This window comes from Eggerthella lenta DSM 2243, from assembly GCF_000024265.1.
Taxonomy (GTDB): domain Bacteria; phylum Actinomycetota; class Coriobacteriia; order Coriobacteriales; family Eggerthellaceae; genus Eggerthella; species Eggerthella lenta.
Map to the genome: position 1 here is coordinate 551,117 of NC_013204.1, position 21,106 is coordinate 572,222.

The window sequence follows — 21,106 nt, forward strand, 5'->3', positions numbered from 1 at the left end:
AACAATTGGCCCACCCGTGCGGACGCGCATGGGCGGGCGACGGCCTGACGAGGAAAACCAATGACCATGAAACCGTACAACCCGCACGAGATCGAACCCCGCTGGCAAAAGGAGTGGGACGATGCCGACCTGTACAAGGTGACCGAGGATCCCTCGAAGTCGAAGAAGTACGTGCTCGAGATGTTCCCGTACCCCTCGGGCGACATCCACATGGGACACGTGCGCAACTACACCATCGGCGACGTCGTCGCGCGCTACTACAAGATGCGCGGCTTCGACGTGCTGCATCCCATGGGTTGGGACGCGTTCGGCCTGCCGGCCGAGAACGCGGCCATCAAGTGCAACAGCCATCCGGCCAAATGGACCTACGCCAACATCGACACGCAGAAGGCCAGCTTCAAGCGCATGGGCTTCTCGTACGACTGGGACCGCACCGTGGTGGCGTGCGACCCCGAGTACTACCGCTGGGGCCAGTGGATCTTCCTGCAGTTCTGGAAGCGCGGTTTGGTCGAGCGCCGCAACAGCCCGGTGAACTGGTGCCCGAACTGCGCGACGGTGCTCGCGAACGAGCAGGTCACCGAGGGCGAGTGCTGGCGTTGCCACGGCGCGGTGGAGAAGCGCGACCTCACGCAGTGGTACTTCAAGATCACCGACTACGCCCAGGAGCTGCTGGACGACCTCGACCAGCTGGACGGTTGGCCCGAGCGCGTCAAGCAGATGCAGGCGAACTGGATCGGCCGCTCCGAAGGCGCCGAAATCGACTTCGTGCTGTGCGGGCCCGACGGCGAGGCTCCTGCCGAGCCGACGGCCGACGACGTGATCACCGTGTTCACCACGCGTCCCGACACCTTGTTCGGCTGCTCGTTCTTCCTGCTGGCGCCCGAGTACAAGGGTCTTATGGAGCTGGTGGAGGGCACTGAATACGAAGCCGCCGTGCGCGAGGTGGTGGAAGGCGTCGCCAAGGTGAGCGCCGTCGAGCGCGCCCAGGGCGACCGCGAGAAGCACGGCGCGTTCACCGGTCGCTATATGGTGAACCCGGTGAACGGGGAGAAGGTGCCCGTATGGGTGGCCGACTACATCGTCAGCGACTACGGCACCGGCGCGGTCATGGCCGTGCCGTGCGGCGACCAGCGCGACTTCGAGTTCGCGCGCAAGTACGACCTGCCCATCATCCCCATCATCCTCGGCGAGGACGATCCGCTGTATCCCCAGCTCAACGGCGTGCAGGAGCGCCGCGTGACGTCGGTCGATTGGGAAGCGGCCTACGATGCCGAGGGCGTGCTGGTGCAGTCCGGCAAGTACACCGGCATGGTGGGCGGCAAGCATTCGCCCGCCGTCGATGCGATCATCGGCGACCTCGCGGCCGAGGGCAAGGGCAAGAAGACCGTGCAGTTCCGCCTGCGCGATTGGCTGATCAGCCGTCAGCGCTACTGGGGCAACCCCATCCCGGCCGTGCACTGCCCGGAATGCGGCCTCGTGCCCGTGCCGGAGGAGGACCTTCCGGTGCGCCTGCCCGAGGACATCGACCTGGCCGCAGGCGAGACGCTTGCCACGCACGAGGCGTTCGTGAACACGACGTGCCCGGTATGCGGCGGCCCGGCGAAGCGCGAGACGGACACGATGGACACGTTCACATGCTCCAGCTGGTACTACCTGCGCTACACCGATCCGCACAACGAGGAGCTGCCGTTCGCGCCCGAGAAGGCGAACCGTTGGATGCCCGTCGACCAGTACATCGGCGGCATCGAGCATGCCATCCTGCACCTGCTGTACAGCCGCTTCTACACGAAAGTGCTGCGCGACCTGGGGCTGCTTGAGTTCGACGAGCCGTTCTCGAACCTGTTGTGCCAGGGCATGGTGAAGGACGAGCACGGCGAGACGATGTCGAAGTCGAAGGGCAACGTCATCGCCCCCGAGGACATGATCGCCGAGTACGGCGCCGACGCCGTGCGCGCCTACATCCTGTTCATGGCCCCGCCCGACAAGGACCTGCTGTGGGACGAGGGCGGCCTGGCGGGCATCTACAAGTTCATGAACCGCGCATGGCGCATCGTGAACGACCTGATGGGAGCCGCCGACGAGGAAACGCTGTACCAGCCGGGCGCGTCCGAGGACGAGGGCATCAAAGCGCTCGAACAGCTGGTGCGCGAGCGCCATCGCGTGGTGGGCAAAGTCGTTGACGATTTCGACCGCAACAACTTCAACACGGCGCTTGCCGCCATCATGGAGCTGACGAACGCGGCGAGCGACTATCTGCGCAAGTGCTCGCCTGAAGAGCGTGCCGGTTGCGAGGGGTCGCGGGCGGTCGATGCCGAGGTGGCCGAGGTGTTGGTGAAGCTGCTGGCTCCGTTCGCGCCGCATTGGGCCGAGGAACTGTGGCATGCGGTGCTGGGCAAGGACGGTTCGGTGCACACGCAGCCGTGGCCTGAATTCGATCCCGAGCAGGCCAAGGCTGACGAGGTCGAGCTGGCTGTGCAGGTGAACGGCAAGGTGAAGGCCAAGATCATGGTGGCCGCCGATGCTGCCGAGGACGACATCAAGGCCGTAGGCCTTGCAGCCGTCGAAGCGGCGCTCGAGGGCAAGGACGTTAAGAAGGTCGTCGTGGTGCCCGGCCGCCTGGTGAACATCGTCGCGAAGTAGAGGACGGGCGGCGCGCCTGCGGGTGCGCGCGTTGTGACATAGGAATGCGAGGGCGGCTCGGGTATTCGGGCCGCCCTCGCTGCATTCGGAACGCGGGCTGGCTGATTTTGGCACAAATTCACGGGTAGGGGAATGATAGGGGCCGAATCGGCCAGGTTTGAGCGAGTGGGACGAGCGTATGGCCAGGTCGGCCCCTCGCGCCCGGCAACCTGGCGGCCGGATGATTCCCCTACCCGCAAATTCGTGCCAGAATGTGGTATCGTGCGTTCATGGATATGCTTATCGGACATATATCGGCGCTTGAATATTGGCGCACGGTGGGCGAACGTTTCTTGCGAACGGGTCGCCAGCGCCGAGCCGCTACGAGACAGGCCCGCGCCGTGATGGCGGCGAAGGAGAAGCCCCGCATAGGCGAAGGGAATCGGCGTCCTGCAGGATGCGCCCTTCCCTTGCACGTGCTGATTGCCGATGCATGCGTTCGCACCGAAACCGAGGGAGTGGTCACGCATACCTGGGGAAGCCCGTTTCCCGACACCGCATTCGCCGAAGCGGGGGAGGGGTTTTTGATGAGCACGCCGGAATTCTGCTTCTTGCAGATGGCGGGCTGCTTGTCGCTCGTCCAACTGATTCAGCTGGGATTCGAGCTGTGCGGCACGTACGCCCTCGTCGGGGGCGCCCCGGCGGTTCGCCGTGCCGCCCCGTTGACGACGAAGGTCAAGCTAGCTGCTTTTGTCGAGCAGTCATCCGGGGCGCGCGGTTGCAAGAAGGCGGCTCGTGCCGTGCGGTACGTCCAGGACGGCGCAGCCTCGCCGATGGAGACCATGCTTGCCATGATGCTGTGCCTGCCCTACGGTCTGGGCGGTTACGGTTTGGAGAAGCCGCTGATCAACCATCGTGTCGACGTGCCTTCCAGCTCTAAAAGGCTGGCCGATCGCGCGTACTGCGTATGCGATCTTTGCTGGCCGGAGGCGAAGCTGTGCGTCGAGTACGATAGCGCGCGGTACCACGTCGACCCCGATCGGCAAGACAGCGACGCGCGAAGGCGCAGCACGCTGATCGCGTTGGGCTACACCGTGGTCACGGTGACGCGCGGCCAGGTGATGGACGCCGGCGCGTTCAATCGCTTGGCGCATCAGCTGGCCAAGCAGACGGGCAAACGGCTTCGGTACAGCGACCCGGATTTCACGCGCAAGCACCGCGCATTGCGGTCGGAGTTGTTGCAGACATTCGCACTCAAGGAGGATGCGCGATGAGCGTGTTGTTCGAGGAGATGGAAATAGGCTCGTTGCGGGCGAAAAACCGACTGGTGCGAGCAGCCACCTACGAGGCGTTAGCCGATGACGGTGGGCATATGACTCCTGAGCTGACGGCGATCTACGAGGAGCTTGCCGATGGCGGGATAGGTACGATCATCGTGGGGTATGCACGCGTTATGCGAAACGAACAGCCGAATCCTCGGATGCTGGGCATCTACGACGACTCGTTCGTTCCCGAATTCCGGGCATTGACGGACATGGCTCACGCGCATGGGACGGCTATCGTATCGCAGATCGTATACGGCGGCTCGGCGACGAAGCTCCAGCCGCCCAGCAGGCGCATCCTCGGGCCGTCGGCCGTCGCCAACCCGAAGACCGGCATCGTGCCGGTGGAGGCCACGGTTGCCGATCTGCATGAGCTCGCCCAAGCATTCGCCGACGCGGCGGCCCGTGCTCAAACTGCCGGATTCGATGGCGTCGAGCTGCATGCGGCGCACGGCTACCTGCTCAGCCAGTTCTTGAGCCCCTTGCTCAACAGGCGCCGCGACGAGTACGGCGGTGCCCTGCGGAACCGTGCCCGCTTCCTTGTCGAGGTCGTCGACGCTGTGCGCTTGCGAGTGGGTGCGACGTTCCCGCTGATCGTGAAGCTGAACAGCTCCGACGGCGTGGAGGGCGGCCTGACTGAGGACGACAGCATTGAAGCGGCGAAGCTGCTGGCGGCTCACGGCGCGTCGGCTATAGAAGTGAGCGGGAACTGGCGGAACTGCCGTGTGCGCGACTTCGATGGAGAGCCGTTCTTCGCCGCCTACGCGCAGCGGCTTGCCCGCGCGATCGACGTTCCCGTCATTCTGACGGGCGGCAATCGCAGTTTCGAAGCGATGGATCGCCTTGCGGTGGAAAGCGAGGGTCGCATTGCGGGATTCGGCCTGTGCCGTCCGCTTATCTGCGAACCGCGACTGGCGCGACGCTGGCGGGTCGATCCGCAGGCGAAGCCCCGCTGCGTTTCGTGCGATAAGTGCAGCACGATGCCGGGCCATCGCTGCATTCTCCCCTAGGCGCTACGCGTCCGCGCCTTCCACGATGTCGATGAGCTCCTGCTGGGAGTGAATGTCCATCTTGGCGTAAATGTGGCGGACGTGGGTTTTCACGGTGTTGTGCGACAGGAACAGCTTCTCCTGGATCACCGGGCTCGTTCTGCCGCGCGCCAGCAGGCGTAACACGTCGCCTTCGCGCGGGGTCAGCCCGAACCGCCTGATCACGTTCTCGCATGACTCTTCAAGCTGCGACGTGTCGGGGTCTTCGCCAGCTTCGTCCGCCGCTGCGCGCGCCGGTGTCGGATGCGCCGGGCGCACCCCTTTGATGGCATCCTCGAAACTGAATCCCCGCATAGCCACGAAGTTGTACGTCATGAACAAAAACGTGACGATGGCCGACGACCAGAGTAGCGTGCTGCCGTCGAGCGCGCCGAGCGCTTCGATGCTTTGCACCAGCAGCGCGCCGCAGCCGATGCCCAGCCAACCGGCCGCAATCGCAAAAGCCGAGGTAGACAACGCGCCGGCGGGGTTGCGCGACCCGACGGCGGCGATCAGGTAGTAGGTGAGCACGCTGAAGCAGTCCGACCCGGCATACAGCAGCATGCTTGACATGTGGAACCCGGCGGGCCTGTCGAGACCGTTGAACGATAGCGGCACCAACAGAAATCCCGCGAACACGAGCAGCGCCGAAACGCGGTACAGCGCATCGGCGACAAGACGGGCGCGCGCAGCCACCACGATGAAGAACACCACGACGACCGGGACGAACGACAGCAGCGTGGCAGCTTGCGGCATCATCTGCCCTTGGCTTCCGAACGCATACCCGCATGCGGCGTTGAACAGGAAGACGGACACGTACACGAGGCTGGAGAACGGCAGGAACGACGAGGGGTTCGTCGCGTCCAGCACGGTTGGCGAAGCGCTTTCGCGAATGGCGGTGATCATGCGGTGCACTCGCGGGCGAATGAGCAAGTACGATGCAGTCGTGCACGCGAAATACAGCACGAGCGCCGCCAAAAGGTCCAGCGCGTCGCCCATGAGCACCAGTCCGAACTGCACGGCGTACTTCGCCACGAAGGCGGTGGGGATCACCACCATGCTGCGCTTCGTCCCCAGCTTGACAAGCGCCAGACCCACAAGCACCGAGAACCATACCGATCCGATGCCGCCGAACGGGCTGCCCAACGCGACAAGCAGAGGGCTGTCAGCCATCAGCCCGGCGCCCAACATGGCCAATCCTACGGCGAACAGCCCGAGACACGTGAGCGACCAAGGGTTCTCGCGAAACACCGCCGGCTGTCGATACGACGCGACCGCGACTACGACGGAGAACCCCACCCCGCAGTACGTGGAAATCTCGCGCCCGGCAGGGAAGAGGAAGGCGACGCTGGGGAAGATGTACGCGTTCAGCAAATAAGCCGCAATCAGCAGCAGCGCGAGCGATCCGCAGGTTGCGAGGTCGTCGGATCCCAGCCGAAGACCGGCCTCCTCCTCGCCGGATGCGGTATCGCGTGCTTCGACGTGCCTCATGCTTCTCCTTTCGACTCTTCGTAGTGTACCGGAATCGGTTTTCGAGCACATCATCCGTTCGGAAATCGCCTCACCCTCAGAAGGCGAGATTTGCCGTTGACGATGAAGAACCGCCAGATCGCACGGGGGAAAAGAAAGCTCGCGCCCGCAGGGTGAAGCCAGAGGGGCGACCGGGGGGTAAGGTTCGCTCATCAAAACGGCGGCCGGAGGGGCCGTCGGAGGACGAATGCAGGAGGGAACGATGAACGAACAAACGAAGCGTGCGGGATTGTCGCGTCGCGGTTTCTTGGGCCTGGGCGCGCTTGCGGCCGCGGGCTCGGTTATGGGGCTGGCGGGTTGCGCGCCGCAGGGGCAGGGCGCTCAGGCGGTCGCCGAAGAGGGCTCGCAGGGCGCAGCGGTCGACTGGCTGGGCGCCGAACCGGAAATCGCCGCGGGTGACATCGTCAAAACGGAAGACACCGACTTCCTCATCGTCGGCGCGGGCGCGGCGGGTATGTGCGCGGCCGGCACGGCAAGCGATTTGGGAATGGATTTCATCCTGTGCGAGAAGAACGATTCGGTTCAGGAAACCCGCGAGTACCTGGGCGTGGTGAACTCGAAGGCGGCTCTGGCGCAAGGCGGCGAAGTCGACACGATGAAGCTGCTCAACGAGTTGACGCGCTATGCGTCCGGCAAATGCCGTCAGGACGTCATCAAGGTTTGGATCGACGAAAGCGCCGAGCTGCTGGACTGGGTCGATGCGAAAATGCAGGTTACGGGCAAGCAGCTGGTGGTGGACATGCCGCTCGCGCATGCCACCGGCGGCACCGACTACTACCTGCCCGTGCTTCAGCACGTATGGCTTACGCCTTACGAGCCTCCCACCCGCAACGAGGTGCTGCAGGCCTCCATCGAGGAAGCCGGCAACCAGATCCGCTTCAGGCACGCGCTGGTGAAGCTGGTGCACGACGACGGCAAGGTGACGGGTGCCATCTTCGACACTGACGACGGCTACGTGCAGATCAACGCCAAGAGCACGCTGCTGGCAACCGGCGGCTATCCGGCGAATCCCGCGATGATGCGCGCGCTGCAGCCGTCCGCGCTGGCGTGCTGCACGGCGTCGAGCTACGCCATCAACGACGACGGCTACGGTCTGAAGGCCGGCATGTGGGCTGGCGGGGCGAAAGACCCCGATGCCGCGCCGATGATCTTCGACCGCGGCGCCGTGGCTCCGGGCGTGGATGCCGGCTACGTGGGCGAGGGCGACAAGGCTGCGCTGCCGGGCACCATCTTCCAGGAGAACATTGGCAGTCAGCCGTTCATGAAGGTGAACCGCAACGGCGTGCGTTTCGCGAACGAGTCCACGCCCTACGACTTCCTGTGCTTCCAGGCTGCCCAGCAGCCCGGTGGCGTATGGTGCCAGGTGTTCGACGGCAACGCGTCCGAGGACATCCTGCGCTTCTCCACCATCGGCTGCGCGGCGTTCGCCAACCAGATGATGGCTTTGGGCATGCCGGTGGAGGAGTTCTGCAAGGCGGCGCTCGGGCAGGGCATCATGCAGAAGGCCGAAACGCTTGAAGAGCTGGCAGACAAGCTGGGCTTCGAGGGCGAGGCCAAGCGGGCCTTCCTCGACCAAGTGGAACGTTACAACGCGCAGTTCGATGCGCAGAAGGACGACGACTTCGGCAAAGAGGCCTACCGTCTGTCCGCGCTGCGCACGCCTCCGTTCTACGGTTGCTGGTTCGGCGGGTCGATGTTGACCACGCTCGATGGTCTGCGCATCAACAAGGACTGCCAGGTGCTTGACGCCGACGACCAGGTGATCGACGGTTTGTATGCGGCGGGCGACGTGTCCGGCAGCTTCTTCAGCGGCAACTACCCCGAATACATTGTAGGATGCGCCTCGGGCCGCACGTCCACCCAGGGTCGCCACGTCGCGCGTTTTCTGGCCGGCGATCTGTAAGCGCTTGCTTTCCAACCTGCCCTCCCTCCCTGTGAAGCGCCGCCCCGTGCGGCGCTTCGCGCGCATGGGCGGCGAGCAAACCTCGTTCCCTTGTCTCCCTTGTCTCCTCGAACCCGCGCAATTCTCATGTAATCGGCTTCAAGTTTCGATGACGGCCGCGGAATGCGTAGCGGGTTCGGTGCGGGATTTGCTATCATCGACGCTTATGACGCGACGCAAGAAACATGGATGGTTGAAGACGATGCTGGGTTTGATGCTCGGATGCATGCTCGTGGTCGTCGCCGTGTTCGCGGCGACGAACGTGGCGACCATCGCCACGACCAAAGATCGTATCGTCGAGCCGCAAGCGGCGGTCGGCTTCGATGCCGACGCGATCGTTGTGCTGGGCGCATCCGTGTTCGCCGACGGCACGCCGTCGGGCATCTTGCGGGATCGGCTGGACGACGGCATCGCGCTCTACAAGGAAGGTGTGGCGCCGAAGCTCATCATGAGCGGTGACAACAGCACCGTGTCGTACAACGAGGTGCAGGTTATGAAGGATTACGCCATTTCCCAAGGCGTGCCGAGCTACGACATCTTCTGCGACCATGCAGGCTTCTCCACGTACGAGAGCATGTATCGTGCGAAGCACGTGTTCGGCGCCGAGCGCATCGTGGTGGCCACCCAGACCTATCATCTGTATCGTGCGCTGTACGCCGCGCAGGGTCTTGGCCTCGATTCCCTCGGCGTGGCCAGCGACTACCATGACTACTCCAAGCAGCTCCAGTACGATCTGCGCGAGATCCCCGCGCGCACGAAGGACTTCTTCAAGACGCTGTTCAAGGTACCTTCGACGTTCGTGGGCGACCCCATCAGCCTCGATCAGTCCGGCGACGTCACCGAGGGCTGACGGGGAGTGTCAGAGGTGCGTCAGGCGCGCGCGATTCTTACGCTAGCAGCGCCAACAGCGCCTGCGCTTCGCAGGTCACCGGGTCGAGGACGGGGATGCCGGCGGCTCGTTCGAGCTGCGGCGCCAAGCCGATAGTCGAAAACCCCGTGCAGGCGAGCGCGATGACCGCTGCGCCTTCTTCGCGCAGGCGTCGAGCCGTCGTGATAGCGGCGTGTTGACCTGCGGGCGTGTTCAGATCGCGCGTGTCGCGAACGCCGTCGGGCACGAGGTTCGCCAACAGACGCTCGCCCAAGATGCGCGGGAACGCGGGCGGCGCGTCCGGCGTGATGCCGATGACGCCTACCGGCCCCTCGTGAAGCGCCGCGGCGGTGGCCATGCTTTCGCCCGCGCCCACCACCGGCACGCCCACGATGGCGCGCGCTTCGGCTACGCCGGGGTCGTCGGCGCAGCTCACTATGATGCCGTCCGCGTCCTGTTCGACCAGCTGACAGGCAAGCGCAATCACTTTAGGTTCGGCAGTGCGCTTCGTAGCGGCATCGTGCACGCCCTCGGGTTGATCGGGAATGCAGCGCGACACGACGCGCACCTGAGGAAACGCACGCTCGATGAGCAGCCCATGCGCGTCAGCCTGTTCTTGATCCTGCGTGATGACGCGGATGACTCCTACAGTCCAGGTGGGGTGAAAAACGGTATCCATGGCGATCACTCGTACTTTTCGATAAGGTCGATGAGATCCTGCTTCGAATGCAGGGCGGTCTTTTCCAGGATGCGCCGCGTGTGCGTGCGCACGGTGCTCTCGGACACGAACAGCGCCTCGGCGATCACCTTGGCCGAGCGCCCGCGCGCCAGGTAGGGGAGCACCTCGGCTTCGCGGCGGGTCAGCCCGTAGTACGAGGCTATCTGCTCGAGCACGTCGCCGTCGGGCTCGGAGGCGGATTCGTCGCCTCGCGCTTCGTCGGCGGAGGCGATCTGCTGGCGGGGGCAGGCGGCTCCGCATCCCGCTGCGCACGAAACGGCCGCGGCTTTCCCTTCGGCGTCTTTCGCCTTGCTGGCGCCGAAGCTCAAAAACGAGAACCGATTGCCGCCCTGCTGGAACAGCGCCAGCATGGCCAGCACGTAGACCGCGCCCACCGACACGCCGATGACCAGCATGGATGGGCTTTCGGGGATGAGCATCACCACGTAGCCGATGCCGATGCCCACCAGTCGTGCGATGATGGACACCCCTCGCACGATGCCGCCTACCACGAAGCCCGACACGCTGAAGTCGTATGCGGTCGACGCCACCATATACCAGATGATCACGTCGAATACGCCGTAGCACGCGCTCATTACCGTGTTGAGCTCCACCGGGTACGTACTCCAGAACATCGGCATGAGCGCGAACAGCACCACGAGAATGGGCACGATCACCTTGAACGTAAGCGCCAGATCGGTGCGGCGTCGCGCGAACAGCACGAGCCCGATGAGCGCCACGGCGGCCACGATGTTGGCGATAAGCGGCAGCCGGTGAGCCTCGTAAGCCGAGTCGACTGAAGCCACGGTCATCTGCCACACGTAGCCGAACAGGCACGACAGCACGAGGCTGGCCACGATGAGACTGACCAGCGAGCCGAGCGCCGTGCGGTAACGCCCCGAGTCGGCCGTGATTGCGGGCCGATCGTCGGTTTCTTCGCGGTTGCAGCGCGTCAAGCACAGCTGCGAGAGCACGGGCAGCGGCAACATGAGCAGCAGCGCCGGAACCCCCAGCTCCTCCGAGCAGAACGAGAACGCGACGAACAACAGCGCGGTCAACAACAGCACAACGGGCAGATAGAACGAAGTGCGCGACGGATGCATGCGCCCGAGGCACTCGGCCCAGCTTCCCCAGAAGTAGCCGTATCCCACGCCGGCTAGAACGGAGCCCAGCACGAGCGGGACGACGGCCATCGTCTCCGTCAGCAATCCGGCGCTTCCGGCCATGCCCGAGCCTGTCATCAGCACGAGCCCTGTCACGATGCTCACCGTGAACGCCGAAGCGGGCAGTTTGTCGTAGAAGGAGTGGTCGCGTTCCGTGCGCGAGGCCACCAGGAACAGCGTGGTCATGTTCGCGACGAACGAGATGATCACGACGAGCGTCTGATATCCCGTGGTGTTCATCGGCCCCGACAGCAGGATGGAGCTGCGGAACGTGAGCATGCTGCATGCCCAGAAGAAAGCGAGGCCGAGGTGGCGTATACGAAGCGTTTTCCACACCATGCGCATGCTGCGTCGATCGCGCGGGCGCGACAGGCGTTCAGGCATGAACAATCCCTCCTCGTCCTTGGCGCCGCCTGTTTCTCTGAGAACGGCGCATGGCTCCCTTTCATCTTGGAAAAGCTTATCATCAGCGCAAACAATCAAATCATCAATAATTGATGATACTGTCCCGAGACCCTCATCATAGCATTGCCCACGCCGAAGGAAGGGGGCTGCGATGATCGACGGGCAAAATGATACCATAGTAATAGGATTACAGGCGTGCGCTCCGGTTTTCGCGACCGGCTCGATTGACGACGCAGCGGAGGCCGGCGAAGAGGGCTCGTGCTGCAACGGGTTCCAAGTCGATTGGCTGTCCGAAGACGTTCGCCGCTTGCTCGCTGCTCACGGCTTTACCGCCCCCGATCCAGTGGATAGCGTCGCGCGCCGCATGGTGGAGCGCGAGGTGCTCACGCCGGGCATGCCGCTTGCGGCCATGCCGGTGGAATCGCTCTACAAGCCGTGGACGTCTTTGCCGGGCTCGCAGTTCGGCGGAGCGCGAGGGCTGTACTTGGGCGATGCGGCGCGCCATGTGCAGGCGCTCTACGAAGCGCTTAAGGTGGAGATTCCGAAGCGTTTCGCGGCGATGCCCGACCACCTGTCTCTTCTGTGCGAGCTGCTTGCGCTCTACATGGAAGCCGGCAACAAGGAGGCTGCCCGCCTGCTTGCACAGGATCACTTCGACTGGCTCGACGCCTACGACGCGGCGCTCGACGAGCGCGCGGAGCGGGCGGCCTCGGCTTCGGCCTTCGACGAGGAGGAGCGCGCCGCTCTGGCGCGCGGCATCGGCCAGGTGCGCGCGTACGTTGCGCTTCTGGGCGAGCTCGCGCGACATGCGGGGCAGGGCGCACCGACGCCGAACGAGGCGAAAACGGCACCAACAAGGGAGGAAAGAAAGGAAGCGAAATGAACTCATCCGTAACACGGCGGACGTTCCTCAAGGGGTCGGCGGCCACGGCGGCGCTGGCTGCGACGGGCGCGGGCGTGTGCTCTCTCGGCGCATGGCAGGCCGAGGTGGCTCACGCCGAAGGCTCGTACGAGCGCAAAGAAGGCGCATCGCTCTGCAACGGCTGCTCCAGCAAGTGCGGCCTCGTGGCCACCACGCTGGGCGGCCAGCTGTTCACGCTGCGCGGCAGCGACGTGCATCCCTACGCCAAGGGCACCATCTGCGGTCGAGGTCACGGCGTGGCGCAGATCGCCTATTCCGACGAGCGCCTGACCCAGCCCATGCGCCGCGCGGCCGACGGTTCGTTCGAAGCTATCGACTGGGACACCGCGTTTTCCGAAATCGGCGCCAAGGTGAAGGACATTCTGGCCAAGAACGGCCCCGAAGCCCTGGCAATCGTCCAGGATCCGCGCCCTTCGGGCAAGGAGTACTCCAAGCGCTTCATCAACGCGCTCGGTTCGGCCAACATCTACACGCACGGCGCGGCCTGCAACTCCTCGAAGGAGGCGGGCTTCGCGCAGACCATCGGCACGGGCAACTTCTCGGTCGATTTCGGCAACTCCAAGATGGTCGTGTTCATCGGTCGCAGCTACGGCGACGGCATTCGCCCCTCGTCGGTGCAGAGCCTGGCCGCCGCGGCCGACAAGGGCACGCGCATCGTCATCGTGGATCCGCGCCTCAACAACTCGGGCATCTTCGCCACCGACTGGGTGTCCATCAAGCCCGGAACCGACCTGGCGTTTCTGCTGGGTATCTGCAACGTGCTCATCGAAGAGGACCTGTACGACCATGAGTTCGTCGAGCAGAACGCCGTGGGCTTCGACGAGTTCGCCGCGCAGGCCAAGGAGTACACCCCCGCGTGGGCCGAGCAGCAGTGCGGCGTGCCGGCGGCCACCATCGAGGAGATCGCCCGGGCGCTTGCCAAGGCCGCTCCGGCCGCGGCCGTCGAGGCTTCGTGGCGCGCGGCGTTCGGATGCGCGCATCAGAACTCGTTCGACACCGCCCGCGCGGTGACGGCGGTGAACGCGCTTCTGGGCAGCTGGGGCGCGAAGGGAGGCGCGCTGCTCACGTCCTCGCCGAAGGCGGGCGACATCGACAAGCAGAAGTTCCCCTCCGCTCCGAAGCCCGAGGCCAAGCGCGTGGGCGACAAGGAGTACCCGCTCGCTCCCAGCGGCATGGGATCGAACCTGGCCGTGCTGCAGGCGGCGCTCGACGGCGCTATGAAGGGCGTGTTCTTCTACAACTCCAACGCCGTGCAGGGCTACGCCCAGCCGAAGGTGTGGCGCGAGGGGTTGGAGAAGACCGATCTCGTGGTCACCATCGACGTGCAGATGTCCGAGACGGCGCTCGCGTCCGACTACGTGCTGCCCGAGTGCACCTACCTCGAGCGCATGGAGCTGCCCGAGTTCATCGGCGGCAAGAAACACTACGTGGCCATGCGCACGCAGGTGCTCGAGCCCATCCACCCCGAGACGAAACCGTGCGATGAGATCTTCGCCGGCCTGGCCGAGGCGTGCGGCGTGGGCGAGTACTTCCCGTTCACGGTGGAGGAGCTTGCAGCCGCCCAGCTCGAGACGGTGGGCGTGAGCCTGGACGAGCTCAAGGAGAAGGGCATCGTGGAGCTTCCCGATCCCGGCTTCGAGTACAAGACCCCCAAGTTCAAAACCCCGACGGAGAAGTTCCAGTTCTCGTCCGAGGCGGTGGGCGAGGCGGGCCTCAACCCGGTCATCGGTTGGATGCCGCGCCTCGTGGAGCCCAAGCAGGGCGAGTTCTACCTGGTGGGCGGCAAGCAGGGCATCCACTCGCACACGATGACCCAGAACGTGGCCACAATGAACGCCATCTCGCGCGAGTACGGCTTGGAGCGCGCGTGGATCTCGGCGCAGGATGCCGCCGACCTGGGCATCGCCGACGGCGATATGATCGAGATCGCCTCGAGCGAGCATACCGGCCAGGTGGCGGCGCGCGTGACGCAGCGCATGCGCCCGGGCGTGGTGTTCCTGCCCACGCACTACGGCGGATCGTCGCCGTACCAGAGCCGCGCCTACGAGTTCGGCTTGAACATGACCGATTTCGTGCCGTTCCACATGGAGCCCGGCACGGGTGCCACCATGAGCCAGGAAGTGGCCGTCACGGTGAGGAAGGTGGAGGCGTAACATGACCCGCTACGGAATGCTCATCAACACCAAGAAATGCGTGGGCTGCTACGCCTGCCGCATGGCGTGCCAGATGATCAATAAGCTGGAACCCGAAGAGGCGTTCATCAGCTACAAGGAGATCGAGCAGGGAACGTATCCCAGCGTGTACGCCGAGACCGTGCCCGTGCAGTGCATGCACTGCGAGAACGCCCCCTGCCAGCAGGTGTGCCCGACGCACGCCACCTACACCACCGATTCCGGCGTGGTGCTGGTAGACGAGGAGAAGTGCATCGGCTGCAAGTACTGCATGGCGGCGTGCCCCTACGGCGTGCGCATCCAGATCGAGAAGACCGGCGTCATCGAGAAGTGCCGCTTCTGCTGGTACGAGGGCGAGCCGGGCAACCCGCCGGCGTGCGGGGGCACCTGCATCTCGGGCGCGCGCGTGTTCGGCGACCTCGACGATCCCGACAGCGACATCTCGCGCGAGATCGCCCGCACGAACGCCCAGCCTATCGCGGGCGACCTGACCGAATCCAAGATCTATTACGTGAGGTGATGAACCATGGTTTGGGGACCTATGATCGCATGGTACCTGTTTCTGGCCGGCGCGTCGGCAGGTGCCTTCCTGACCTCGGCTTTCGTTGAGGTGAAATATCCCGAGAGCGTGAAGATGCGCGTGGCCGGCCGTATCATCGCCCCAATTTTCCTGGGGATCGGCCTGGTCATGTTGATGCTGGACGCCGAAGCCGGCCTGCACAACCCGCTGCGCTTCTTCTGGCTCATCGCTAACCCCGGTTCCGTGATGACGCTGGGCGTGTACTTCATCTGCGTGTTCATGCCGGTGGCGCTGGTTTCCGCGCTGCTGGAGGTGCTGAAGAAGCCCGTGCCGAAGTGGCTCACGTGGATCGGCATCGTGTTCGCGTTCGCCGTGGCGGCCTACACCGGCTTCCTGCTGGGCGTGGTGAAGGCGTTCCCGCTGTGGAACAACGCGGTGCTGCCCATCCTGTTCGTGGTGTCGGCGCTGTCGGCGGGCCTTGCGGCCACGTCGCTGGTGGGCCTGCTGGTGGATCGCGAGCGCTTCGAGCAGATGTGGCTGATCAAGAAGTCGCACGTCATCCTGTCGGCCATCGAGATGGTGGTGCTGGCCACGATGCTGGTCATCGTGAGCGCCGGCAGCGTCGAAGGTGCGGCGTCGGTCTACTCGCTCGTGGCCGGGCAGTACGCTCCGGCGTTCTGGGGAGGCATCGTCCTTCTGGGCCTCGTGGCACCGTTCATCATCGAAGGCTACCCGGTGTTCATCACGAAGCGCGTCGAGACGTCGATGACCTCGATGGTGGTCAGCGTCATCGGCGAGGCGGGCGTGCTGGTGGGCGGCTTCATGCTGCGCCTGCTGGTGGTTCTGTCGGCGCTTCCGGTGCTGTACCTGTAAGCTTTGCCTATTCCGACAGGCGCCGCAACCCCCTCTGCGGCGCCTTGCACGAAGCGGGCCCTCGCACGATGCGAGGGCCCGTCGTGCGTGAAGGGCTTGGCATGCGGCGCAGGGAGGCCTCTTCCGCAGAGCGCCCGGCGGCGCCCTCGGTCCGCCGGGGCTCGGGAGGACTCGCATATCGGCGCGATCTCTGCCAACACTCGCGGGTTCTTGCGCGGGTGCAGCAAAGGTGTGACAAAGGGACGGGTGATTCGACACCCTTTACAGTGTGTCGAATCACCCGTCCCTTTGTCACGCGGCTACCGGTATTTCTCGATGAGGTCGATGACCTGCTGTTTGGAGTGCAGGTCGGTTTTCTCCAGAATGCGGCGGGTGTGGGTGCGGATGGTGTTCTCGGACACGAACAGGGCATCGGCGATGACGCGCGCCGAACGGCCGCGCGCGATGAAAGGCAGCAGCTCGGCCTCGCGTCGCGTCAGGCTGAAGTCCTCGGCGATCTGCTCGAACACGGCTTCTTCGCTGAGGGGCGCGTCGTCCGGCCGGGTTTCGGGAGCTGCAGGGGCAATGGAGGCTGCGGGAGCTTCAGCCGCCTGCACGACGGGGGCGATGACGGCGGCCGGCGCGTTCGCCGGCTCTGCGGGCGGTGCGTTCGTCGCAGGTGCGGCCGCCTTCTTTTCGATCGGCTCGTCCTCCACCACGATCGGCATGCCCTTGCGACGCGTGCGGTAGAACAGTCCCAGCATGGCAAGCACGTACACTGCGCCCACCGATATACCAACGATCAGCAACGACGGGCTTCCCGGCACGAGCATGAGCAGATAGCCGATGCCGATTCCCAGCAGGCGCGCCAGGATTGACAATCCGCGCACCAGAGCGCCGATGACGAAGCCCGAAACGGCGAAGTCGTAGGAGGCCGACACCACCATGTACCAGATGATCACGTCGAACGTCCCGTAGCATGCGCTCATCACGGCGTTGAGCACCACGGGGCTCGTCTCCCAGAAGAACGGAAGCACGGCGAACAGGATGACGATGACGGGCACGATGACACGGTATGCCAAGGCCAGGTCAAGACGCTTGTGGGCGTATAGCACAAGCCCGATCAGGCATACGGCCACCACGAGGTTCGCAACGAGCGGCGCCTGGTGCGCCTCGTTCACCGATCCCACCGACAACACCGTCATCTCCCACACGAGCCCGAACAGCAGCGATAGCACGAGGCTGGCCACGATGAGCGTGACCAGCGAGGCGAGCGCCGTCAGGTAGCGTTTCGAATCCACGGTGCGCGCGTAGCGCCCGTCGGGAACCTCTGCATGGCACCGGCGCAGGCAGACGAGCGACAGCACGGGAAGCGGCAGCATCAACAGCAGCGGCGGGGCGCTTTCGTATTCGGCCGAGAGCGAGATGATCAGGAACAGCGCAGCTGTCAGCAAAAACGCCATCGGCACGTAGAACGACGTGCGCGAGGGGTGCATGCGCCCGAGGTACTCCGCCCAGCTTCCCCAGTAATAGCCGTAACCCACACCCGTCAGCACCGATCCTCCCACCAGCAGCGCCATCATCGTCGCGTCGCTTCCCAGGCGTCCGGCGACGTCGATGACCACGAGACCGATCATGATGAGCGCGCAGAACAGCCATCCGGGAAGGCGGTCGAACGTATGCGGATCGCGTTCCATGAACGCGGCGATGGCGAACAAGGTGGTCATGTTCGCGATGAACGAGACCAGCACGACGAGCGTCTCGAGCTCGGGCGTGTTCGCGGGCCCCTGCAGCAGGATGGAACTGCGGAACGTGAGCATGCTGCACGCCCAGAAGAAGGCGAGGCCGACGTGACGGAATCGCAACGTCTTCCAAACCATCCGCATGCTGCGGCGGTCGCGCGCGACCGCGATCCGAGTGCTCACATTCCTCCCTTTCCCGGTCGACGAACGGGTAGCCGTTCCGTGTCGAAGCCGCTTAACAACCGTGCTGATGACCCTATTCATCAGGTAAAACGTTCAAATCACCAGAAACTGATTACCCGACCCGTTCCGGTCGCGCCTAGGATTGGCGATGACGAGAAAGGACGGATCGTGTCCGTTATGACGAACGTAGCCTACATATTATCGCTCATTGCACCGCTTTTTTCCTACCTGAAAGAAGAGGATTACGTCTCCATGCAGCAAAACCTTGCATGGCTGGACGTGCGCGCGGCGGCAGGCGCTCCGCTGCAAGAGGCACTGTCGCTTCCGACATGGCCCGCTCGCTCGTCGTTTCAGAATGAACTGCTGGTGCCAGGCATGCCGCTGGCCGCTATGCCGGTGGAGTCGCTGTACAAGGCGTGGTCCACGCAGCAGGGCAACGCGTTCGGCGCTACGCGCGGGCTGTACTTAGGCGATCCTGCGCGGCATTTGTCCCAGGTGTATCGAGAGCTGGCCATCGAAGTCCCCGCGGAGTTCGCCTCGATGCCGGACCATCTGACGCTGGAGCTGGAGCTGCTGGCGCTGCTGCTGGACGCGGGCAACGGAGAAGCCGCCCGCCAGCTGGCTGCCGACCATCTCGATTGGCTTGACGAGTACGACGCTGCGTTGGCCGACCGCGCCGACATAGTGGCGCATAACGAAGCGCTCCCGTCGGTGCGCCGCCGGAACCTGCTGGACGGCATCGCGTTTTTGCGGGCTCTCGCGGCGCTCGCGCAGCGGACGGTGGGCGAAGCGCTCGCCTTCGCGAACGCCGCCGAAGGAGAGGCCGTCGCCGTATGACCTACCCGGCGTCCGCTGCTGCAAGCAGGCGCCGTGCCCATAGGTGAACAAGCAAGACGAGTGAACGATAAGAAAGGGAGGAAAGGAATGAGGGAGACAACGGTATCGCGTAGAACGTTTCTCAAGGGTTCGGCCGCTACGGCTGCGCTCGCCTGCGCCGCGGGTTCCATCTCGCTTGGCTCATGGCAGGCCGAGCGCGCGGCAGCGGCCGAACCGGCGGTCACGGCCACGGCCCCGTCGCTGTGCAACGGTTGTTCCAGCAAGTGCGGGCTTATCGCCACGACGGTGGACGGCCAGCTCTGGACGCTCAAGGGCAACGAGGTCCATCCGTACTCGAAGGGACGCATCTGCGGGCGCGGCCACGGTCTTGCCCAGATGGCGTACTCCGACGAGCGGGTCACGCAGCCTTTGCGTCGCAAGGACGACGGCACCTTCGAGCCCATCGACTGGGACACCGCGTTCAAGGAGATCGGCGCGAAGGTGCAGGACATCATCGCCAAGAACGGGCCTGAATCGCTGGCTATCATCCAGGATCCGCGTCCGTCGGGCAAGCAGTACTCCGCCCGCTTCATGAACGCGCTGGGTTCGGCGAACGTGTACGCGCACTCTTCTTCGTGCAACCTGTCGAAGGAGAGCGCCTACCAGCTGACCATCGGCGCCACCGGCTATTCGAACGACTTCGCCAATGCGAAGATGGTCATGTTCATCGGCCGCAGCTACGGCGACGGCATCCGTCCCTCGTCGGTGCAGAGCCTGGCCGACGCCGCCGAGCACGGCACCCGCGTGGTCATCGTCGACCCGCGCCTCAACAACTCCGGCATCTTCGCCAGCGACTGGGTGCCCATCAACCCCGGCACCGACCTGGCGCTGCTCATGGCAATGGCGAACGTGCTCATCGAGGAAGACCTCTACGACCACGATTTCGTGGAGCAGAACACGTACGGCTTCGAGGAGTTCGCCGAGCAAGCCAAGGAGTACACGCCCGAGTGGGCCGAGAAGATCACCGACGTCCCGGCCGAGACCATCCAGGAGCTTGCCCGCTCCATGGCGAAAGCGGCTCCGGCGGCTTCCATCGAGTCGGGTTGGCGCTCGGTCATCGGCTGTTCGTACAAGAACTCGTTCGAGACGGCGCGCGCCATCACGGCCATCAACTCGCTTCTGGGCTGCTGGGGCGCGAAGGGCGGCGCGCTGATCACGTCCTCGCCGAAGGCCGGCGCTATCGAGGACGCCCGCTTCAAGGCGCCCGCGAAGCCCGCTGCCAAGCGCATCGGCGATGCGGAGTACCCGCTGGTCCTGGCCAGCGCCGGCACCAACGTGGCTGCGTTGCAGGCGACGCTCGAGGGTGAGATCAAGGGCCTGTTCTTCTACAACTCGAACGCGGCGAAGGGCTACGCGCAGCCGAAGAAGTGGACCGAGGCTCTGGAAAAGACCGACCTCGTGGTCACCATCGACGTGCAGATGTCCGAGACGGCTCAGCAGTCCGACTACGTGCTGCCCGAGGTCACGTACCTGGAGCGCCTGGAGCTTCCGGAGTTCGTGGGAGGTAAGAAGCACTACGTCGGCATGCGAACAGTGGCCTTGGAGAAGATCCATCCCGAAACGAGGACGTGCGACGAGATCTTCAACGGCCTGGCGGAAGCGTGCGGCGTGGGCGAGTATTTCCAGTTCACCGCCGAGGATTGGGCTGAGGCGCAGCTGGCAACCGTGGGCGTGTCGCTTGACCAGATGAAGAAGGAAGGCGTGGTGGAGCTGCCTGACCCGCACTTCGAGTACGGCGTGCCCACGTTCAAAACGGCGTCGGGCAAGTTCGAGTTCAAAACCGACAAGGTGGGCGAGGCCGGCCTCAATCCGGTGATCGGCTGGATTCCGCGCAAGGTGACGCCCCAGAGCGGCGAGTTCGCCATCGTGGGCGGCAAGCAGGGCATCCACTCCCATACCATGACCCAGAACATCGAAGCCCTGCACGCCATCTCGCGCGAATACCACATGGAGCGCCTCTGGATGGCCGCCAAAGACGCTGCCGACCTGGGCGTGCAGACAGGCGACACCGTGGAGGTGTCGTCGAGCGAGCACACCGGCCAGGTGGAAGTGCGTGTGACGCAGCGCCTCAAGCCCGGCGTCGTGTTCCTTCCCACGCACTACGGCGGCGACGCGCCTGCACAAACCCGCGCATACCATTACGGCATCAGCCTGACCGACTTCATCCCGCTGGACGCGGAGCCGGGCGTCGGCTCCATGATGAGCCAGGAAGTTGCAGTCACGGTGAAGAAAGTGGAGGCGTAAC

At 64.6% G+C, this 21,106-nt stretch carries 15 protein-coding genes; 11 read left to right on the forward strand and 4 right to left on the reverse strand.

What is annotated here, in order from left to right:
- Positions 1 to 66 precede the first annotated feature (66 nt).
- From leuS to ELEN_RS02195, 3 genes are all read left to right on the forward strand, one after another.
- Complete coding sequence (gene leuS, locus ELEN_RS02185; protein ID WP_041691696.1) at positions 67 to 2,640, forward strand: leucine--tRNA ligase; 2,574 nt, start codon at positions 67 to 69, stop codon at positions 2,638 to 2,640.
- A 566-nt stretch (positions 2,641 to 3,206) separates the two neighbouring features.
- Positions 3,207 to 3,893 (forward strand): DUF559 domain-containing protein, encoded by a 687-nt coding sequence (locus ELEN_RS02190; protein WP_227791208.1) that lies wholly within the window; start codon positions 3,207 to 3,209, stop codon positions 3,891 to 3,893.
- Positions 3,890 to 4,951, forward strand: a complete 1,062-nt coding sequence (locus ELEN_RS02195; protein ID WP_015759981.1) for an NADH:flavin oxidoreductase — start codon at positions 3,890 to 3,892, stop codon at positions 4,949 to 4,951. Before ELEN_RS02190 ends, ELEN_RS02195 begins: the two co-directional genes overlap by 4 nt.
- 3 nt (positions 4,952 to 4,954) lie before the next feature.
- Here the strand turns inward: ELEN_RS02195 and ELEN_RS02200 are convergent, their stop codons facing one another.
- Positions 4,955 to 6,460 carry a response regulator transcription factor gene (locus ELEN_RS02200; RefSeq protein WP_015759982.1) on the reverse strand — a complete coding sequence of 502 codons (1,506 nt, stop codon included), beginning with the start codon at positions 6,458 to 6,460 and terminating at the stop codon, positions 4,955 to 4,957.
- A gap of 241 nt (positions 6,461 to 6,701) precedes the next feature.
- Between ELEN_RS02200 and ELEN_RS02205 the strand changes: the two genes are divergently transcribed.
- Together ELEN_RS02205 and ELEN_RS02210 are read left to right on the forward strand one after the other, a co-directional pair.
- Positions 6,702 to 8,402, forward strand: a complete 1,701-nt coding sequence (locus ELEN_RS02205; RefSeq protein WP_015759983.1) for an FAD-binding protein — start codon at positions 6,702 to 6,704, stop codon at positions 8,400 to 8,402.
- A 241-nt stretch (positions 8,403 to 8,643) separates the two neighbouring features.
- Positions 8,644 to 9,291 carry a SanA/YdcF family protein gene (locus tag ELEN_RS02210; RefSeq protein WP_015759984.1) on the forward strand — a complete coding sequence of 216 codons (648 nt, stop codon included), beginning with the start codon at positions 8,644 to 8,646 and terminating at the stop codon, positions 9,289 to 9,291.
- A gap of 37 nt (positions 9,292 to 9,328) precedes the next feature.
- Here the strand turns inward: ELEN_RS02210 and ELEN_RS02215 are convergent, their stop codons facing one another.
- Both ELEN_RS02215 and ELEN_RS16655 read right to left on the reverse strand, forming a co-directional pair.
- Positions 9,329 to 9,988 (reverse strand): aspartate/glutamate racemase family protein, encoded by a 660-nt coding sequence (locus tag ELEN_RS02215; RefSeq protein ID WP_015759985.1) that lies wholly within the window; start codon positions 9,986 to 9,988, stop codon positions 9,329 to 9,331.
- Between the two features lie 5 nt (positions 9,989 to 9,993).
- Positions 9,994 to 11,574, reverse strand: coding sequence for a response regulator transcription factor (locus tag ELEN_RS16655; protein WP_009608078.1), 1,581 nt, complete (start codon positions 11,572 to 11,574; stop codon positions 9,994 to 9,996).
- A 172-nt stretch (positions 11,575 to 11,746) separates the two neighbouring features.
- Here ELEN_RS16655 and ELEN_RS02225 point away from each other — a divergent pair, with 172 nt between their 5' ends.
- Genes ELEN_RS02225 through nrfD form a run of 4 tightly spaced genes read left to right on the forward strand, consistent with a single transcriptional unit; the run spans position 11,747 to position 16,081 of the window.
- The gene (locus tag ELEN_RS02225; RefSeq protein ID WP_009306060.1) at positions 11,747 to 12,478 is read left to right on the forward strand and encodes a molecular chaperone TorD family protein; all 732 of its coding nucleotides are present in this window, start codon (positions 11,747 to 11,749) and stop codon (positions 12,476 to 12,478) included.
- Positions 12,475 to 14,670, forward strand: a complete 2,196-nt coding sequence (locus ELEN_RS02230; RefSeq protein ID WP_009607965.1) for a molybdopterin-containing oxidoreductase family protein — start codon at positions 12,475 to 12,477, stop codon at positions 14,668 to 14,670. The genes ELEN_RS02225 and ELEN_RS02230 overlap by 4 nt, the downstream gene beginning before the upstream one ends.
- 1 nt (position 14,671) lies before the next feature.
- Positions 14,672 to 15,208, forward strand: coding sequence for a 4Fe-4S dicluster domain-containing protein (locus ELEN_RS02235; protein WP_015759986.1), 537 nt, complete (start codon positions 14,672 to 14,674; stop codon positions 15,206 to 15,208).
- 6 nt (positions 15,209 to 15,214) lie between these two features.
- A complete protein-coding gene (gene nrfD / locus ELEN_RS02240; RefSeq protein ID WP_009608086.1) occupies positions 15,215 to 16,081 on the forward strand; it encodes an NrfD/PsrC family molybdoenzyme membrane anchor subunit in 867 nt (288 codons plus the stop codon).
- Between the two features lie 299 nt (positions 16,082 to 16,380).
- Here the strand turns inward: nrfD and ELEN_RS02245 are convergent, their stop codons facing one another.
- Positions 16,381 to 17,985 carry a helix-turn-helix domain-containing protein gene (locus ELEN_RS02245; protein ID WP_009608191.1) on the reverse strand — a complete coding sequence of 535 codons (1,605 nt, stop codon included), beginning with the start codon at positions 17,983 to 17,985 and terminating at the stop codon, positions 16,381 to 16,383.
- A gap of 252 nt (positions 17,986 to 18,237) precedes the next feature.
- On the opposite strand from ELEN_RS02245, the gene ELEN_RS02250 reads away from it, so the two are divergent.
- On the forward strand, positions 18,238 to 18,822 hold the full coding sequence (locus ELEN_RS02250; RefSeq protein WP_229026908.1) for a molecular chaperone TorD family protein: 585 nt from the start codon (positions 18,238 to 18,240) through the stop codon (positions 18,820 to 18,822).
- An 87-nt stretch (positions 18,823 to 18,909) separates the two neighbouring features.
- Positions 18,910 to 21,105, forward strand: coding sequence for a molybdopterin-containing oxidoreductase family protein (locus tag ELEN_RS02255; protein ID WP_015759988.1), 2,196 nt, complete (start codon positions 18,910 to 18,912; stop codon positions 21,103 to 21,105).
- Position 21,106 lies beyond the last annotated feature (1 nt).

Excerpts from the sequence above, each read along its gene's own strand:
- leuS (WP_041691696.1), top strand. The coding sequence starts at position 67 with ATGAAACCGTACAACCCGCACGAGATCGAACCCCGCTGGCAAAAGGAG.
- ELEN_RS02190 (WP_227791208.1), top strand. The coding sequence starts at position 3,207 with ATGAGCACGCCGGAATTCTGCTTCTTGCAGATGGCGGGCTGCTTGTCG.
- ELEN_RS02195 (WP_015759981.1), top strand. The coding sequence starts at position 3,890 with ATGAGCGTGTTGTTCGAGGAGATGGAAATAGGCTCGTTGCGGGCGAAA.
- ELEN_RS02200 (WP_015759982.1), bottom strand. The coding sequence starts at position 6,460 with ATGAGGCACGTCGAAGCACGCGATACCGCATCCGGCGAGGAGGAGGCC.
- ELEN_RS02205 (WP_015759983.1), top strand. The coding sequence starts at position 6,702 with ATGAACGAACAAACGAAGCGTGCGGGATTGTCGCGTCGCGGTTTCTTG.
- ELEN_RS02210 (WP_015759984.1), top strand. The coding sequence starts at position 8,644 with ATGCTGGGTTTGATGCTCGGATGCATGCTCGTGGTCGTCGCCGTGTTC.
- ELEN_RS02215 (WP_015759985.1), bottom strand. The coding sequence starts at position 9,988 with ATGGATACCGTTTTTCACCCCACCTGGACTGTAGGAGTCATCCGCGTC.
- ELEN_RS16655 (WP_009608078.1), bottom strand. The coding sequence starts at position 11,574 with ATGCCTGAACGCCTGTCGCGCCCGCGCGATCGACGCAGCATGCGCATG.
- ELEN_RS02225 (WP_009306060.1), top strand. The coding sequence starts at position 11,747 with ATGATCGACGGGCAAAATGATACCATAGTAATAGGATTACAGGCGTGC.
- ELEN_RS02230 (WP_009607965.1), top strand. The coding sequence starts at position 12,475 with ATGAACTCATCCGTAACACGGCGGACGTTCCTCAAGGGGTCGGCGGCC.
- ELEN_RS02235 (WP_015759986.1), top strand. The coding sequence starts at position 14,672 with ATGACCCGCTACGGAATGCTCATCAACACCAAGAAATGCGTGGGCTGC.
- nrfD (WP_009608086.1), top strand. The coding sequence starts at position 15,215 with ATGGTTTGGGGACCTATGATCGCATGGTACCTGTTTCTGGCCGGCGCG.
- ELEN_RS02250 (WP_229026908.1), top strand. The coding sequence starts at position 18,238 with ATGCAGCAAAACCTTGCATGGCTGGACGTGCGCGCGGCGGCAGGCGCT.
- ELEN_RS02255 (WP_015759988.1), top strand. The coding sequence starts at position 18,910 with ATGAGGGAGACAACGGTATCGCGTAGAACGTTTCTCAAGGGTTCGGCC.